A 14432-nucleotide genomic window follows, 5' to 3' on the forward strand; every position below is an offset into this window, starting at 1 on the left:
CAATGCTAGCGGTGTCGTTCCCGGGCGCTACCCTGTTGGTACACCTTGACGCCCTTGACGCTCACGGCGCCGACGGGGACGACCAGCAGGAGGATCGATGCAACCACGGACCCGCACCACCACGGCGGCCGACGCGCTCGCCGAGGCCGTGCGCACCCGGGTGGAGGAGCGCGCCGCCGAGCTGGCGGCCCAGGGCCGACGTCTCGACCTCGGTGACGTCGACGCGCTCGCCGACCGGATGCTGGCGGCCCTGCCGACCGTGCACCCGCTCGACCAGCCGCTCGGTCCGTTCTACGACACGGCCGGACTCGTGGCCTGGCTCGGCATCTCGCGGCAGGCGCTCTTCGACCGCGTGCGCCGGGGCACCGTCCTGGCCTGCCGCACCGCGGACGGTCACCTCGTCTACCCGTCGTTGCAGTTCGGCCGCAACGGCGCAGTCCGACCGGGCGTGCAGGATGCAGTGGGGGCGTTCGTCCGCAAGGGAGCCGACGGCTGGTCGATCGGCGCGTGGCTGACGACCCCGTCGCCCGTCTTCGACGGCCACAGCGCGGTCGACTACCTCGTCGTCCACAGATCCTCCCCGACCTCGGTGGCCCGAGTCGCCGCGGCAGCGGCGGCCGACGCGACCCAGTGGGCCGCATGACGGCTCGGGAACGCACCGCCCTCGGGCCTCCGCCAGCCTCCCTGGCCGGCTTCCCGGCATACGCCGTAGGTGTGGCGACCGACGTGTTCCGCGCCCACGGGCGCGGGCTCGGCCCGTGGTGGTTCGGCAACGACGGCTCGGGCAGGTTCGACCTGACGACGCCCCGAGGCACCTGTTACCTCGCGCTCGACCCACTGAGCGCGTTGCGCGAGCGGCTCGGTCCGGTGCTGGGGGGCTCGCAGGCGGTCCCGGAGAGCCTCCTGGACGAGACGGTCGTCTCGCGGCTGCACCTGGCGGCGGCGCGCGACGTGGCCGACGCGCAGGCCGCGGGCGCGGCCGCGTTCGGCGTGACCCGCGAGCTCGAGTCGATGGTGCCGTATGCCGTGCCCCAGGCCTGGGGGCGCGCCTTCGACGAGGCCGGGTTCGGAGGAGTGCGCTACGGCCCGCGGTTCACCCCGGGGGACTCGAGCGCACTCGCGATCTTCGACGCCGAGGGCGCTGCGGAATGGCCCGTCGATCCCGATCCCGTTCCGGCGCACCAGGTTCCCGGCGCACCCGCGGCCCTGCCGCGACCCCGGCGCAGCGACCTGACCGTGGTGCGACCCCCGCGCACGAGGACGGCGCGAGACTGACCGGTCAGTGTCCGGTGACGGCTGGCCCGTGGTTCCACACGCGGATGGCGGGTTGCTCGCGCTCGAACTGGAGCACGCTGACCGAACCCGCGTCGAGGAGCAGCTGGGCACCCATCCGCGGCCCCTGCCGCAGGAACACCGTCGTCAGCACGCGCAGGCAGTGCCCGTGGCCCACCAGGGCCACATCGCCGTGCGCCATCGCGGCGAGTGCGCGGCGCACGACCCGCGACGCCCGGGCGGCGACCTCCTCGACGGTCTCGCCCGGCGTCTGGCCTGCGGGTACCCCGTGCTGGAAGACGGTCCAGTCGTAGCCCAGGTCGGCGCGGATCTGCGCAGTCGTGAGCCCTTCGTACCCGCCGTAGTCCCACTCCAGCAGGTCGTCGTCGACCTCGGGCGTGAGACCAGCGAGCTCGGCGGTCCGCCGTGCCCGCTCCAGCGGCGAGGAGAGCACGAGACCGAAGTGGTACCCCGTGAGCAGGGCGCCGCACGCCTTGGCCAGCTCCTCGCCGTGGGACGTCAGCGGGATGTCGGTGCGGCCGGTGTGCTGCCCAGAGACCGACCACTCGGTCTCGCCGTGGCGCAGCAGGACCAGCTTGCCGCTGGGGGTGGTGGGAGTCGCACTCACGGGCCTCAGTGTGTCTGACAGAGTGACGTCATGCGACTGCGGTACCAGCTGCTCAACGTCTTCGCGCGACCAGGGGACCCGTTCTCCGGCAACCCCCTGTGCGTCTTCGAGGACGGCAGCGGGCTGTCGGACGAGCAGATGCAGGGGCTGGCGCGACAGTTCAACCTGGCCGAGACGACCTTCCTGGTGCCGCCCGTCGACGGGGCCGGCGCAGGCGTCCGCATCTTCACCACGACCTTCGAGATGCCGTTCGCGGGGCACCCGACGCTCGGGACGGCGCACGTCGCGCGATCGCTGCGGGACCTCGGCGACTCGCTCAGCCTGTCGATGCCGGCCGGCGTCATCCCCGTCGAGGCCGACGGGGACCACTGGACCCTCACTGCCAACCAGGGCCGGATCGAGGCAGAGCTCCCGGTGGACGAGGTCGCCGCGGCCCTCGGACTCGCCGCCGGCGACCTGGTTGGTCCGGTGCAGGTGGTCAGCGTGGGCACCCCGCAGGTCATCGCGCAGGCAGCGACGGTCGATGCCGTCCGGCGCGCCCGGGTGCGGCCCGAGCTGCTGGCCGGGTATGCCGCGATGGGAGAGCGGGGTGGCGAGACCTTGATGTACCTGTGGGCACGGACGGGTGACGGGAGCCTCGAGGCCCGGGCGCTCATCAGCGACGGCGCGTCGGTGTCCGAGGACGCCGCGACCGGGTCCGCCTGTTCCAACCTCGGGGCCTGGCTGGCGGCCCAGGGGACGTCGGGGGAGTGGCTCGTCCACCAGGGCCAGCCCGTCCAGCGACCCTCCGAGCTGCGGCTGGAAGTCGGCGCGACCGGGCGGGTGCGCGTCGGCGGGCTCGTGCGCGACGTCGGCGCAGGGGAGGTCGAGCTCTGATGGGCAGGTTCGTCGTCTTCCTGCGGGCAGTCAACGTCGGCAAGCGACAGCTGCGGATGGCTGAGGCACGAAAAACGTTGGAGGACAGTGGTTTTGCCGACGTCGAGTCGCACATCCAGACCGGCAACCTCCTGATCTCGACGCCGCTGCGCAGCGCCGCGAAGGTCGAGGCCGCGGTGAGCTCGTGCCTGGGGGCGCATGCCGGCTTCGACATCGTCACGATGGCGCGCACCCCCAAGGACCTCACGGAGCTCGTCAAGGCCGTCGACGGCATACCCGAGGTGTTCGACGGCTCGCGGCGCTATGTCTCGTTCCTCGCAGCGGCGCCCACCGCGGCGGCGAAGGCCGCGCTGGAGGCGTGGGACGACGGTGACGAGCGCGCGTTCGTGATCGGCAAGCACGTGCTGCTCGAGATGGGGGTGTCGTTCGCCGAGGCCAAGCTCGGGAATGCCCTGCTGGAGAAGCTTGCTGGAGTGGATGGAACAGCCCGCAACCTGACCGTGGTGCGGGCCCTCGCAGAGAAATGGGGAGCTTGATGGCGCAGGAGACGACAGGCGGCACCGGTACCGGTCACCGCTCGATCAGCATGACGCGGGTCGAGAAGGGGCTGTACGAGGTGACCAACGTTCGGGGCGGCACGATGCTCCTGGGCGGGGGAGGGGAGTCGACCCACTTCACCCCCGTCGAGCTGTTGCTCGCGGCCATCGCCGGCTGCAGCGCCACCGACGTCGACTTCATCACCACCAAGCGCGTCCAGCCGACGTCGTTCACCGTCACGGGCGAGGGGGAGAAGCTCCGCGACGAGACCGGCAACCACATGGGCGGGCTGCGCGTGGAGTTCTCGGTGACCTTCCCCGAGGGCGCCGACGGCGACCGGGCCCGCGAGATGCTGCCCAAGGCGATCGCGATGTCCCACGACCGGCTCTGCACGGTCACCCGCACGGTGGTGCTGGGCACCCCGATCTGGTCGGGTCAGGCTGACGAGGGCTAGCCGCCTGCCGTTCAGCCGACCCTGTCGCGCGCTGCCCGGAAGGCCGCCACGCAGGCCCGGACGTCGTCCTCGGAGTGGCCCGCGGACAGCTGCACGCGGATGCGCGCCTTGCCCTGCGGGACCACGGGGTACGAGAAGGCGATGACGTAGACACCCTCGTCGAGCATCGCATCGGCGATCTGCGCCGCCTGCCGGGCGCCGTCCTCACCGGGGAACATCACCGGGGTGATCGCGTGCTCGCCGGCCAGCAGGTCGAAGCCGGCCTCGGTCATCAGCTCGCGGAACAGCACCGTGTTGGCGCGCAGCCGAGCACGTCCCGCGTTCGAGCCCGCGGCGATCTCGAGGGCCTTGAGCGAGCCCGCGGCGACGGTCGGGGCGACCGCGTTGGAGAACAGGTAGGGGCGCGACCGCTGGCGCAGCAGGTCGACGATCTCGCGGTGGGCGCTGACGTAGCCGCCGGACGCGCCGCCCAGCGCCTTGCCGAGGGTGCCGGTGATGATGTCGACCCGGTCCATGACGCCGAACCGCTCGGGCGTGCCACGGCCCCCATCACCGACGAACCCGACCGCGTGGCTGTCGTCGACCATGACCAGCGCCCCGAACTCGTCGGCGAGGTCGCAGATCTGGTCGAGCGGCGCGAGGTAGCCGTCCATCGAGAAGACCCCGTCGGTGACGACCACGGTCCGGCGGGCACCGCCCGCCCGCGCCGCCTCGAGCTGGTCGCGCAGGTCGGCCATGTCGGCGTTCTTGTAGCGCAGGCGCCGGGCCTTGGAGAGCCGCACGCCGTCGATGATCGAGGCGTGGTTGAGCTCGTCGGAGATGATCGCGTCCTCGGCCCCGAAGAGCACCTCGAACACGCCACCGTTGGCGTCGAAGCAGGACGAGTAGAGGATCGTGTCCTCCATCTGCAGGAACTCGGAGATGGCGCCCTCGAGCCGCTTGTGCAGCTCCTGCGTGCCGCAGATGAACCGCACGCTGGCCATCCCGAAGCCCCAGTCCCGCAGCGCCTGCGCAGCCGCGGCCTCGACGTCGGGGTGATTGGCCAGGCCCAGGTAGTTGTTGGCGCAGAAGTTCAGAGCCTCGGATGTCTGGTGGGGTGACCGTGACGTGGTGATGTGGGCGGCCTGGGGTGAGGTCAGCTCGCGCTCTCGCTTGTAGAGCCCGGCGTCCTCGATCTCCTGCAGGGCGGTCGCGAGCTCGTCCTTGACGGTGCCGTACATGACGCTCCTTCAGCTCCAGTCCATGATGACCTTGCCGCACTGGCCCGACCGGGCCGCGGCGAACGCGTCCTGCCACTGCTCGGCAGGCAGGCGGTGGGTGATCACCGAGGCGATCCGGTCGCGCAGCACGGGTGAGTTGCCGAGCATCGAGCTCATGGCGTACCAGGTGTCGTACATCTCGCGTCCGTAGATGCCCTTGATGGTGATCATGTGGGTGATCACCCGGCCCCAGTCGATGGGGAAGGGGTCCTTGGGCAGGCCCAGCATCGCGACCCGGCCGCCGTGGTTCATGTGCGCCAGCATGTCCTCGACCGCGCTCGGGACACCGGACATCTCGAGCCCGATGTCGAAGCCCTCCTTCATCCCGAGGGACTTCATGGCGGCGCCCAGGTCGGAGGTGCCGGCGTTGACGACGAGGTCCGCCCCGGCGTCCTTGGCCAGCCGGAGCCGGTAGTCGCTCAGGTCGGTGACGACGACGTGCCGTGCCCCCACGTGGCGTGCCAGCGCGGCCGCCATGACGCCGATCGGCCCCGCGCCGGTGATGACCACGTCCTCGCCTGCCATGGGGAACGAGAGAGCCGTGTGGGTCGCGTTGCCCAGCGGGTCGAACACCGCACCGAGGTCGGGGTCGAGGTCGTCGGGCTGGACCCACACGTTCGACGCCGGGATGACCACGTAGTCGGCGAACGCGCCGTCACGGTTCACGCCGATTCCCTTGGTGTGGATGCACATGTGGCGTCGCCCCGCGCGGCAGTTGCGGCAGGTTCCGCAGACGATGTGCCCCTCACCCGAGGCGCGCTGGCCCACCCGGACCGAGTCGACGTCCTCGCCCACCTCGACGACCTCGCCGTAGAACTCGTGGCCGATGGTCATGGGCGCCTTGACGGTCGAGGCCGCCCAGTCGTCCCACTGCTCGAGGTGCAGGTCGGTGCCGCAGAGCCCCGCCCGCAGGACGCGGATCTTGACGTCGGTGGGACCGGGCTGCGGCTCGGGGACGTCCTTGAGCTCGAGACCGGGTCCGGCATGGGTCTTCACGAGTGCGCGCACGCCGAACAACATAGTCGCCCGGTGGAGGGGGCAGGCTGGGGGAGGGGGCAGGTGTGCCGCGTGGTCCGCCCGCGTGCGGGCGTGCCGCAACCACGCGGCATACAGTCACCACATGGCTCGCTATCTCGACGTCCACCCCGTTGACCCGCAGCCGCGGGCGGTGGGCCAGGTGGTGCAGCTGATCCGCGACGGGGGACTGGTGGCCTACCCGACCGACTCCGGCTACGCGCTCGGCTGTGCGCTGGGCAACCAGGACGGCAAGGAGCGCATCGTGCGCATCCGGCACCTCGACGACAAGCACCACTTCACCCTGGTCTGCGCCGACTTCGCCCAGCTGGGGCAGCTGGTGCACATCGACAACTCGGTGTTCCGGGCGATCAAGGCGGCGACTCCCGGGCCGTACACGTTCATCCTGCCGGCCACCAAGGAGGTGCCTCGGCGGCTGCTGCACCCGAAGAAGAAGACCGTGGGCGTGCGGATCCCCGACCACCGGGTCGTGCAGGCGCTCCTGGCCGAGCTGGGGGAGCCCATCCTGTCGAGCACGCTGATCCTGCCTGGGGAGACCGACCCGATGACCGAGGGCTGGCTGGTCAAGGAGGAGCTCGACCACCAGGTCGAAGCCGTGGTCGACTCCGACTGCGGCTCGGAGCCGACGACCGTCATCGACTTCTCCGACGGTGCGCCCGAGGTCGTCAGGGTCGGCGCGGGCGACCCCTCACCCTTCTCCTAGCCCCCAGGCGCCGCCGCGGGGGAGCGGCGCGCGACCCCTCACATCTCTTCGTGGGTGTCTGGGTCGCCCCCGAAGAGCCGGCCGTCGGGCCGCCCCAGCGCGGTGATGGCGTCCAGCTGCTCGGCGCTCAGCTCGAATCCGTGGACGTCGAGGTTCTCGCGCTGCCGCTGCGGCGTCGCCGACTTGGGCAGCGGCATAGAGCCCAGCTGCACGTGCCAGCGCAGGATCACCTGGCCGGGGCTGACACCGTGGGCCGCTGCCGCATCGGCGACGGCGGGCTCGTCGAAGGGGGCGCTGCGTTTGCCGAGGGGGCTCCAGGCCTGCGTGCGGATGCCGAGCCGCTCGTGGACGGCCCGCAGGTCGGCCTGCGGGAAGTACGGGTGCAGCTCGACCTGGTTGAGCGCGGGCGTCGCGCCGGTCGCCTCGATGACCCGGTCCAGGTGCACTTCGGTGAAGTTGGAGACCCCGACGGTGGTCACGAGGCCCTCGCGCTGGGCGTCGAGCAGGGCCTCCCAAGCGTGGAGGTACAGGTCGCGGCTCGGGTTCGGCCAGTGGATGAGGCCCACGTCGATGGTGTCGACCCCGAGGCGCTCGGCGGAGTCCCGCAGGGACTGCAGCGCCAGAGCCCTCTCGTGGAACCGGCCCGGGATCTTCGTCGCGATGCGCACGTCCGCACGGTCCAGCCCGGAACGCCGCAGCGCTTCACCGACCTCGCGCTCGTTCTCGTAGTTCACGGCGGTGTCCAGGTAGCGGTAGCCGTTCTCCAGCGCGTGCACCATGGCGTTCACGCCGTCCTCGCCACGCAGCGGATAGGTGCCGAAGCCGATGGCGGGGACCGTGGTGCCGTCAATCAGGGTGTATGCCGTGTGTTCGGGAGCCATGGGACCCACCGTAGGGGAGCCGTCGAGTGGGTCTACGAAATCCACTACATGACATAATGTCGATTATCGGCGTTATTCTGAACCAAGAGCACAAAGAAGGGAAAGGAGCCGGTGCGCTCCTTTCCACTCCCAACGTATAGCGCGGCCGGGGGCTTGCGGCAAGGCCCCGGTCGTGCCGCAGAATCGCTCGCCATGAGCGTGAGCACGAGCGTCTTCGACCTGCCGGAACACCTCGAGGCCAAGGCCGAGCCGGCTCTCGTTGCCGCTGACGAGGAACACCTGGCGGCAATAGCCCGGACCCTCGAGGAGACCGTCGCCGAGCTGTCGGACCGGCTCGACGCGGCGCTCAAGGCACCGGCGGGTCACGGTCAGCAGGCCCTTGAGCGCGACCTGAGGGTGCAGCAGCTCACCACCCGGCTGCGTGCCCTGCGGCGGTTCGGCCTGGACCTGTGCCTGGGCCACGTGGTGGCCGACGACGACCCCGAACCGGTCTACGTCGGGCGGCTGGGCCTCACCGACAGCTCCGGTCGACGGGTGCTGGTCGACTGGCGCTCCCCCGCGGCCGAGCCGTTCTTCGGTGCCACCCACGCCAACCCCATGGGCCTGGCCAGCCGGCGTCGCTACCGCTGGGCCCGCGGTCGCATCAGGGACTACTGGGACGAGGTCTTCACCGACCAGGGGTATGCCGGGCACGCGGCTGCGCTGGACGACCAGTCCGCCTTCGTGGCCAGCCTGGGCGGCATCCGGTCGAGCCGGATGCGCGACGTGCTCGGCACCATCCAGGCCGACCAGGACGCGATCGTCCGCGCAGGGTCACGTGGGGCGCTCGTGGTCGACGGAGGGCCCGGCACCGGGAAGACGGTGGTGGCGCTGCACCGCACGGCCTACCTGCTCTACTCCGACCCGCGGCTGGGTCACCGGCGCGGCGGTGTCCTCTTCGTCGGGCCGCACCGGCCCTACTTGGCCTACGTCTCCGACGTCCTGCCCAGCCTCGGCGAGGAAGGTGTCCAGACCTGCACGCTGCGCGACCTCGTCCCGGAGGGCGGGGCGGCCGGGATCGAGGGTGATCCAGCGGTGGCGGCCCTGAAGTCGTCTGCCGCCTTCGAGCAGGTGATCGAGGCGGCCGTCAGGTTCTACGAGGAGCCGCCGCAGCGGGGAACGACGGTGACGACCCCCTGGGGCGAGGTCTGGCTGGGGCCCGACGACTGGGCTGCCGCCTTCGCGGCCCCCGAGCCCGGGACTCCGCACAACGAAGCGCGGGAGCAGATCTGGGACGAGCTGGTCTCGATGATCGTGGACCTGCACGACGAGGACGTACCGGCAGACCTGCTCCGGACGTCCCTGCGGCACGACCGGGAGCTGCTCGCGCTCCTCAACGCTGCGTGGCCGCTCATCGAGCCGACCGACCTCGTCGCCGACCTGTGGTCCGTGCCTGCGTACCTGAGCAGGTGCGCCCCCTGGCTGGCTGCCGAGGACGTACGCCGGCTGCACCGCGCAGACCCCCAGGCCTGGTCCACGTCCGACCTGCCGCTCCTGGACGCGGCCCGCCACCGCCTCGGCGACCCCGAGGCCTCGCGTCGCAGTCGGCGACGCAACGCGCAGCTCGCGGCCCAGCGAGAGGAGATGAGCAAGGTCGTCGAGCACCTCATCGCCACCGACGACTCCGAGATGCGGCTGATGTCGATGTTGCGCGGCCAGGACCTCAGCGCGGCACTGGTCGACGAGTCCTCTGCGCCGACGGCGGACCCGGACCTGCTGGCGGGGCCCTTCGCGCACGTCGTCGTGGACGAGGCCCAGGAGCTGACCGACGCGCAGTGGCAGATGGTGCTCCGGCGCTGCCCCTCCCGGAGCCTCACCATCGTGGGCGACCGGGCCCAGGCCAGGCATGGCTTCACCGAGTCGTGGCAGGAGCGGCTGGAGCGGATCGGGCTCGACCGGGTGGCCCAGGCGTCCCTGGGCATCAACTACCGGACGCCGCAGGAGGTCATGGCGCACGCCGAGCCGGTGATCCGCGCAGCGCTCCCCGATGCCAACGTCCCGATCTCGATCCGCAGCAACGGCCTTCCCGTCGTGCACGGGTCGGTCAGCGAGCTCGGCTCCATCGTCGAGGCGTGGTTGGCCGCGCACCCCGAGGGGGTCGCCTGCGTCATCGGCGACCCGACCTTCGCGCAGGCGCCGCGGGTCCGCTCGCTGACCCCCGAGCTGTGCAAGGGGCTCGAGTTCGACCTGGTCGTGCTCGTGGACCCTGAGTCGTTCGGGACCGGCGTCGAGGGCGCCGTCGACCGCTATGTCGCGATGACGCGGGCAACCCAGCAGCTCGTCATCCTGACCAGCTGAGCGGACGGCCCCACGGGCCGGCGCACGGCCCCACGGGCCGGCGGACGGCTCAGGAGCCGATGTACGCCGCCAGGTGCTGGCCGGTGAGCGTCGAGCCGTCGGCCACGAGGTCGGCGGGCGTGCCCTCGAAGACGACCTTCCCGCCGTCGTGGCCGGCACCCGGGCCGAGGTCGATGAGCCAGTCGCCGTGCGCCATGACCGCCTGGTGGTGCTCGATGACGATCACCGACTTCCCCGAGTCGACCAGCCGGTCCAGCAGCCCGAGCAGGTTCTCGACGTCGGCCAGGTGCAGTCCGGTGGTCGGCTCGTCAAGGACGTAGACGTCGCCCTTCTCGGCCATCTGGGCGGCCAGCTTGAGTCGCTGCCGCTCTCCCCCGGACAGGGTGGTCAACGGCTGCCCCAGGCTGACATAACCCAGCCCGACGTCCCGCAGCCGGTCGAGGACCTTGTGGGCGGCCGGGGTCTTGGCGTCGCCGTCCCCGAAGAACTCCTCGGCCTCGGACACCGACATCGCCAGGACCTCGCTGATGTTCTTGCCGCCGAACGTGTACTGCAGCACCTGCGCCTGGAAACGCTTGCCCTCACACTCCTCGCAGACCGACTCGACCGTGGCCATGACCCCCAGCTCGGTGAAGATCACGCCAGCGCCGTTGCAGGTCGGGCAGGCTCCCTCGGAGTTGGAGCTGAACAGGGCCGGCTTCACGCCGTTGGCCTTGGCGAACGCCTTGCGGATCGGCTCGAGCAGTCCGGTGTAGGTCGCCGGGTTGCTGCGTCGCGAGCCGCGGATGGCGCCCTGGTCGACCACCACCACGCCATCGCGACCCGCGACCGACCCGTGGATCAGCGAGCTCTTGCCGGAGCCGGCCACGCCGGTGACCACGCACAGGACCCCCAGCGGCACGTCGACATCGACATCGCGCAGGTTGTGGGTCGATGCGCCGCGGACCTCGAGCACCCCGGAGGGCGTGCGGACCGACTCGCGCAGGGTCGCTCGGTCGTCGAGGTGGCGCCCGGTGATGGTGTCACTGCGCCGAAGCCCGTCCACGCTGCCCTCGAAGCAGATCGTGCCGCCGTCGGTGCCGGCTCCCGGGCCGAGGTCGACGACGTGGTCGGCGATGGCGATGGTCTCGGGCTTGTGCTCGACGACGAGCACCGTGTTGCCCTTGTCGCGCAGCTGCAGCAACAGGTCGTTCATCCGCTGGATGTCGTGCGGGTGCAGCCCGATCGTCGGCTCGTCGAAGACGTACGTGACGTCGGTGAGCGAGGACCCGAGGTGCCGGATCATCTTGGTCCGCTGTGCCTCTCCCCCGGACAGGGTGCCGGCCGGCCGGTCCAGCGAGAGGTAGCCCAGGCCGATCTCGGCGAACGAGTCGAGCAGGTGCTGCAGCCCCGTGAGCAGTGGGGCGACCGACGGCTCGTCGAGCCGCCGGACCCACTCCGCGAGGTCGGAGATCTGCAGCTGGCACAGCTCGGCGATGTTCTTGCCGGCGACCCTCGAGGACCGCGCCTCGGGGGTCAGGCGCGTGCCGTCGCACTCGGGGCAGGTCTGGAACGTGATGGCCCGCTCGACGAAGGCGCGGATGTGCGGCTGCATCGCGTCGACGTCCTTGGACAGCATCGACTTCTGGATCTTGGGGATGAGTCCCTCGTAGGTCAGGTTGATGCCCTCGACCTTGATCTTGGTCGGCTCCTTGTAGAGCAGGTCGTGCATCTCCTTCTTCGTGAACTTCACGATCGGCTTGTCCATGTCGAAGCCGGCGCCGGCGAAGATCCGGCCGTACCACCCGTCCATGCTGAAGCCGGGGACGGTCAGCGCACCCTCGCTCAGCGACTTGCTGTCGTCGTACAGCGCCGTGAGGTCGAAGTCGGAGACCGAGCCCATGCCCTCGCACCGGGGACACATGCCGCCGAGGTAGACCACGTCGCGGACGACGTTCTTCTCGACCCGGCCCGAGGCCTTCTCGGTGCTCATCACCCCGCTCGCCTTGCGCGTCGGGACGTTGAACGAGAAGGCGGTCGGGGGGCCGACATGCGGCTTCCCGAGCCGGCTGAACAGGATCCGGAGCATCGCGTTGGCGTCGGTGGCCGTGCCCACCGTGGAGCGGGGGTTGGCGCCCATCCGCTCCTGGTCGACGATGATCGCGGTCGTCAGGCCCTCGAGGCGGTCGACGTCGGGGCGCGAGAGCGAGGGCATGAAGCCCTGGAGGAACGCGCTGTAGGTCTCGTTGATCATCCGCTGCGAGTCCGCCGCGATGGTGCTGAAGACCAGCGAGCTCTTGCCCGAGCCGGAGACCCCGGTGAACACCGTGAGGCGCCGCTTCGGGATCTCGACGCTGATGTCCTTGAGGTTGTTCTCGCGCGCGCCGTGCACGCGGATGAGGTCATGGCTGTCGGCGACGTGCGGCGCCTGCGACGGTGCGTCCTTGCTGGGGGCCATGGGGTTCCTGTCTCCATCCGTGGGGCAGGGGCGCACGCGCGGGCCCCCGTCAGCGACGTTTCCTCGATCTAACCAGTCGCAGTGGCCAGCCCGGAGGGGGCTGACCGGATCCGTCACCGCTGCTGGATGCGCACCATGTTCCCGGCCGGGTCGCGGAAGGCGCAGTCGCGCACGCCGTAGGGCTGGTCCGTCGGCTCCTGGACGACCTCGACGTCCCCCGACTGCACCCGGTCGAACGTCGCGTCGACGTCCTTGGTGGCCAGCAGCACACTGCCGTAGCTCCCCTTGGCCATCATCTCGGTGACGGTGCGGCGCTCGTCGTCGGTGAGACCGGGCGTGGCGGCCGGCGGGTAGAGCACGATCGAGGTGTCCGGCTGGCCCGGCGGGCCGACCGTGATCCAGCGCATGCCCTGGTAGCCGACGTCGGCCCGGACCTCGAAACCGAGCGTGTCGCGGTAGAACGCGACCGCCGCGTCGGGGTCGTCCTGCGGAAGGAAGCTCGAGTAGATGCTGATGTCCATGTCAGGCACAGTAATCAGCGCTCGGCCGCCTGCGCTTCTCGATTCCTGACCGGTCTGGTGACCTGCTTGGCGACGCACGAGGGCATCCCCGCTGTGGCCTGGGCGGCCTCGCGCCGATAGGTGCTGGGCGGCACCCCGACCAGCTCGGTGAACCGGGTGCTGAACGTGCCGAGCGACCCGCAGCCGACCGCGAAGCAGACCTCGGTGACGCTCAGGTCACCGCGTCGCAGCAGGGCCATCGACCGCTCGATGCGCCGGGTCATGAGGTACGAGTACGGGGACTCACCGAACGCCTGCCGGAACTCACGGCTCAGGTGGCCGGCGGACAGGTGCACCCCCCGGGCGAGTGCCTCCACGTCGAGCGGCTGCGCATACTCGCGGTCGATCCGGTCGCGGACTCGCCGGAGCAGGACCAGCATGCGCAGGTCGCGGTCTTCGGTCACGTCGGAATCCTACGGCGGGCGGCCCCTCACGCGCCCTCGGCTCAGGTCGTCCGGGCGCCGCCGACCCTGCTGATGCTCGAGGCCTCGACCTCGTGGCGGCTGAGGGCGACGGACCCGGCCCGGTAGAACCGGCGGTGCAGGCTGCCGACCACCTCGACCACGTCGCCGGGCTGCAACCGTCGGACGCGCTGCCGCGTGCGAGCGGTCCAGCAGCTGACGTCGAGGGTGTCCGCCCGTGCCCTGCCACCACCGCCCGAACCCTTGGACGACCGCGTCGCGACGACGCGCGGCACGACGAGCCGCAGCGACGCCACCACGTCGCCGCTCGGCAGCACCCGCTCCGTCGCCGCCGCGCTGACCCGCCCGACCAGACGCACCTCGTTGACCCACTCCCCCGGTTCACCCATGACGTCGAGCCTGTCGGGCCCGACGACGGGCGACCAGTCCCGCGGTCCCACCTGTGGACGGCACGGAACCCAGCCAGGCCACCTGTGGACGAGGCACTGGCTTCACGCTCCGCTCCGCGTGACAGACTCGCCGCATGGAGCATGCCGGGGTCCTGCGCGCCATCCGTGACGACGACATCGACGACGTGCTCCGCCTCAACCACGACCACGTGGAGCTCCTCTCCCCGCTGGACGCCGGCCGCCTCGCCGAGCTCCGCGGCTGGGCCACTCGCGCAGACGTGATCGTGTGCGACGGCCAGACGGCGGGTTTCGTCCTCGTCTTCGGCCACGGGACCGCCTACGACTCGGACAACTACCGGTGGTTCCACGACCGGTTCGACTCGTTCGACTACCTGGACCGGATCGTCATCGACGACCGCTTCCGCCGACGGGGTCTGGCCAGCGCGGCCTACGACCAGGTCGAGGCCGCGGCGTCACGTTTCGGCCGCCTGACGCTCGAAGTGAATGTAGATCCCCCGAACTGGCCCTCACTGGCGTTCCACGAGTCCCGCGGCTACCGCGAGCTCGGCCAGCGGGGCGAGCCCGGCCACCGGGTCAGCCTGATGGCCAAGGAACTCAGCCGTTAGGGGGAACTCACGCAAA

At 70.9% G+C, this 14432-nt stretch carries 16 protein-coding genes; 8 read left to right on the plus strand and 8 right to left on the minus strand.

Translation table 11 applies throughout. The features are described 5' to 3' along the window. Nucleotides 1–97 precede the first annotated feature (97 nt). A complete protein-coding gene (locus AC1DV7_RS02180; protein ID WP_477594121.1) occupies nt 98–643 on the plus strand; it encodes a hypothetical protein in 546 nt (181 codons plus the stop codon). Further along, nucleotides 640–1275: an RES family NAD+ phosphorylase gene (locus AC1DV7_RS02185; RefSeq protein ID WP_477594123.1), complete on the plus strand. Its 636-nt coding sequence runs from the start codon at nt 640–642 to the stop codon at nt 1273–1275. The genes AC1DV7_RS02180 and AC1DV7_RS02185 overlap by 4 nt, the downstream gene beginning before the upstream one ends. Before the next feature lie 4 nt (nt 1276–1279). Here the strand turns inward: AC1DV7_RS02185 and AC1DV7_RS02190 are convergent, their stop codons facing one another. Then, nucleotides 1280–1909: a histidine phosphatase family protein gene (locus AC1DV7_RS02190; RefSeq protein WP_477594197.1), complete on the minus strand. Its 630-nt coding sequence runs from the start codon at nt 1907–1909 to the stop codon at nt 1280–1282. Between the two features lie 21 nt (nt 1910–1930). On the opposite strand from AC1DV7_RS02190, the gene AC1DV7_RS02195 reads away from it, so the two are divergent. From AC1DV7_RS02195 to AC1DV7_RS02205, 3 genes are read left to right on the plus strand one after another with little or no spacing between them, the layout of a single operon-like run. Continuing rightward, nucleotides 1931–2776: a PhzF family phenazine biosynthesis protein gene (locus AC1DV7_RS02195; RefSeq protein WP_477594125.1), complete on the plus strand. Its 846-nt coding sequence runs from the start codon at nt 1931–1933 to the stop codon at nt 2774–2776. After that, the gene (locus AC1DV7_RS02200; protein WP_477594127.1) at nt 2776–3312 is read left to right on the plus strand and encodes a DUF1697 domain-containing protein; all 537 of its coding nucleotides are present in this window, start codon (nt 2776–2778) and stop codon (nt 3310–3312) included. The genes AC1DV7_RS02195 and AC1DV7_RS02200 overlap by 1 nt, the downstream gene beginning before the upstream one ends. Continuing rightward, entirely contained in the window at nt 3312–3767 is a 456-nt protein-coding gene (locus AC1DV7_RS02205; RefSeq protein WP_477594129.1) for an OsmC family protein, read from the plus strand. Before AC1DV7_RS02200 ends, AC1DV7_RS02205 begins: the two co-directional genes overlap by 1 nt. 11 nt (nt 3768–3778) lie before the next feature. Here the strand turns inward: AC1DV7_RS02205 and AC1DV7_RS02210 are convergent, their stop codons facing one another. Both AC1DV7_RS02210 and tdh read right to left on the minus strand, forming a co-directional pair. Continuing rightward, nucleotides 3779–4987: a glycine C-acetyltransferase gene (locus tag AC1DV7_RS02210; RefSeq protein WP_477594131.1), complete on the minus strand. Its 1209-nt coding sequence runs from the start codon at nt 4985–4987 to the stop codon at nt 3779–3781. Nucleotides 4988–4996: 9 nt separating this feature from the next. After that, nucleotides 4997–6034: an L-threonine 3-dehydrogenase gene (gene tdh, locus AC1DV7_RS02215; RefSeq protein ID WP_477594133.1), complete on the minus strand. Its 1038-nt coding sequence runs from the start codon at nt 6032–6034 to the stop codon at nt 4997–4999. Between the two features lie 112 nt (nt 6035–6146). On the opposite strand from tdh, the gene AC1DV7_RS02220 reads away from it, so the two are divergent. Then, nucleotides 6147–6764: an L-threonylcarbamoyladenylate synthase gene (locus tag AC1DV7_RS02220; protein WP_477594135.1), complete on the plus strand. Its 618-nt coding sequence runs from the start codon at nt 6147–6149 to the stop codon at nt 6762–6764. Between the two features lie 38 nt (nt 6765–6802). On the opposite strand, the gene AC1DV7_RS02225 is transcribed toward AC1DV7_RS02220, so the two are convergent. Next, nucleotides 6803–7645: an aldo/keto reductase gene (locus AC1DV7_RS02225; protein WP_477594137.1), complete on the minus strand. Its 843-nt coding sequence runs from the start codon at nt 7643–7645 to the stop codon at nt 6803–6805. Nucleotides 7646–7837: 192 nt separating this feature from the next. On the opposite strand from AC1DV7_RS02225, the gene helR reads away from it, so the two are divergent. Then, nucleotides 7838–9982 (plus strand): RNA polymerase recycling motor ATPase HelR, encoded by a 2145-nt coding sequence (helR, locus tag AC1DV7_RS02230; protein WP_477594139.1) that lies wholly within the window; start codon nt 7838–7840, stop codon nt 9980–9982. 49 nt (nt 9983–10031) lie between these two features. On the opposite strand, the gene AC1DV7_RS02235 is transcribed toward helR, so the two are convergent. From AC1DV7_RS02235 to AC1DV7_RS02250, 4 genes are all read right to left on the minus strand, one after another. Next, nucleotides 10032–12419 (minus strand): ATP-binding cassette domain-containing protein, encoded by a 2388-nt coding sequence (locus tag AC1DV7_RS02235; protein ID WP_477594141.1) that lies wholly within the window; start codon nt 12417–12419, stop codon nt 10032–10034. Between the two features lie 113 nt (nt 12420–12532). Further along, nucleotides 12533–12940: a VOC family protein gene (locus AC1DV7_RS02240; protein WP_477594143.1), complete on the minus strand. Its 408-nt coding sequence runs from the start codon at nt 12938–12940 to the stop codon at nt 12533–12535. 14 nt (nt 12941–12954) lie between these two features. Next, on the minus strand, nt 12955–13359 hold the full coding sequence (locus AC1DV7_RS02245; RefSeq protein ID WP_477594199.1) for a helix-turn-helix transcriptional regulator: 405 nt from the start codon (nt 13357–13359) through the stop codon (nt 12955–12957). Between the two features lie 65 nt (nt 13360–13424). Further along, nucleotides 13425–13790, minus strand: coding sequence for a single-stranded DNA-binding protein (locus tag AC1DV7_RS02250; RefSeq protein ID WP_477594145.1), 366 nt, complete (start codon nt 13788–13790; stop codon nt 13425–13427). 134 nt (nt 13791–13924) lie between these two features. Here AC1DV7_RS02250 and AC1DV7_RS02255 point away from each other — a divergent pair, with 134 nt between their 5' ends. Beyond that, entirely contained in the window at nt 13925–14416 is a 492-nt protein-coding gene (locus AC1DV7_RS02255) for a GNAT family N-acetyltransferase (RefSeq protein WP_477594147.1), read from the plus strand. Nucleotides 14417–14432 lie beyond the last annotated feature (16 nt).

This window comes from Pedococcus sp. P2_E4 (assembly GCF_056403935.1).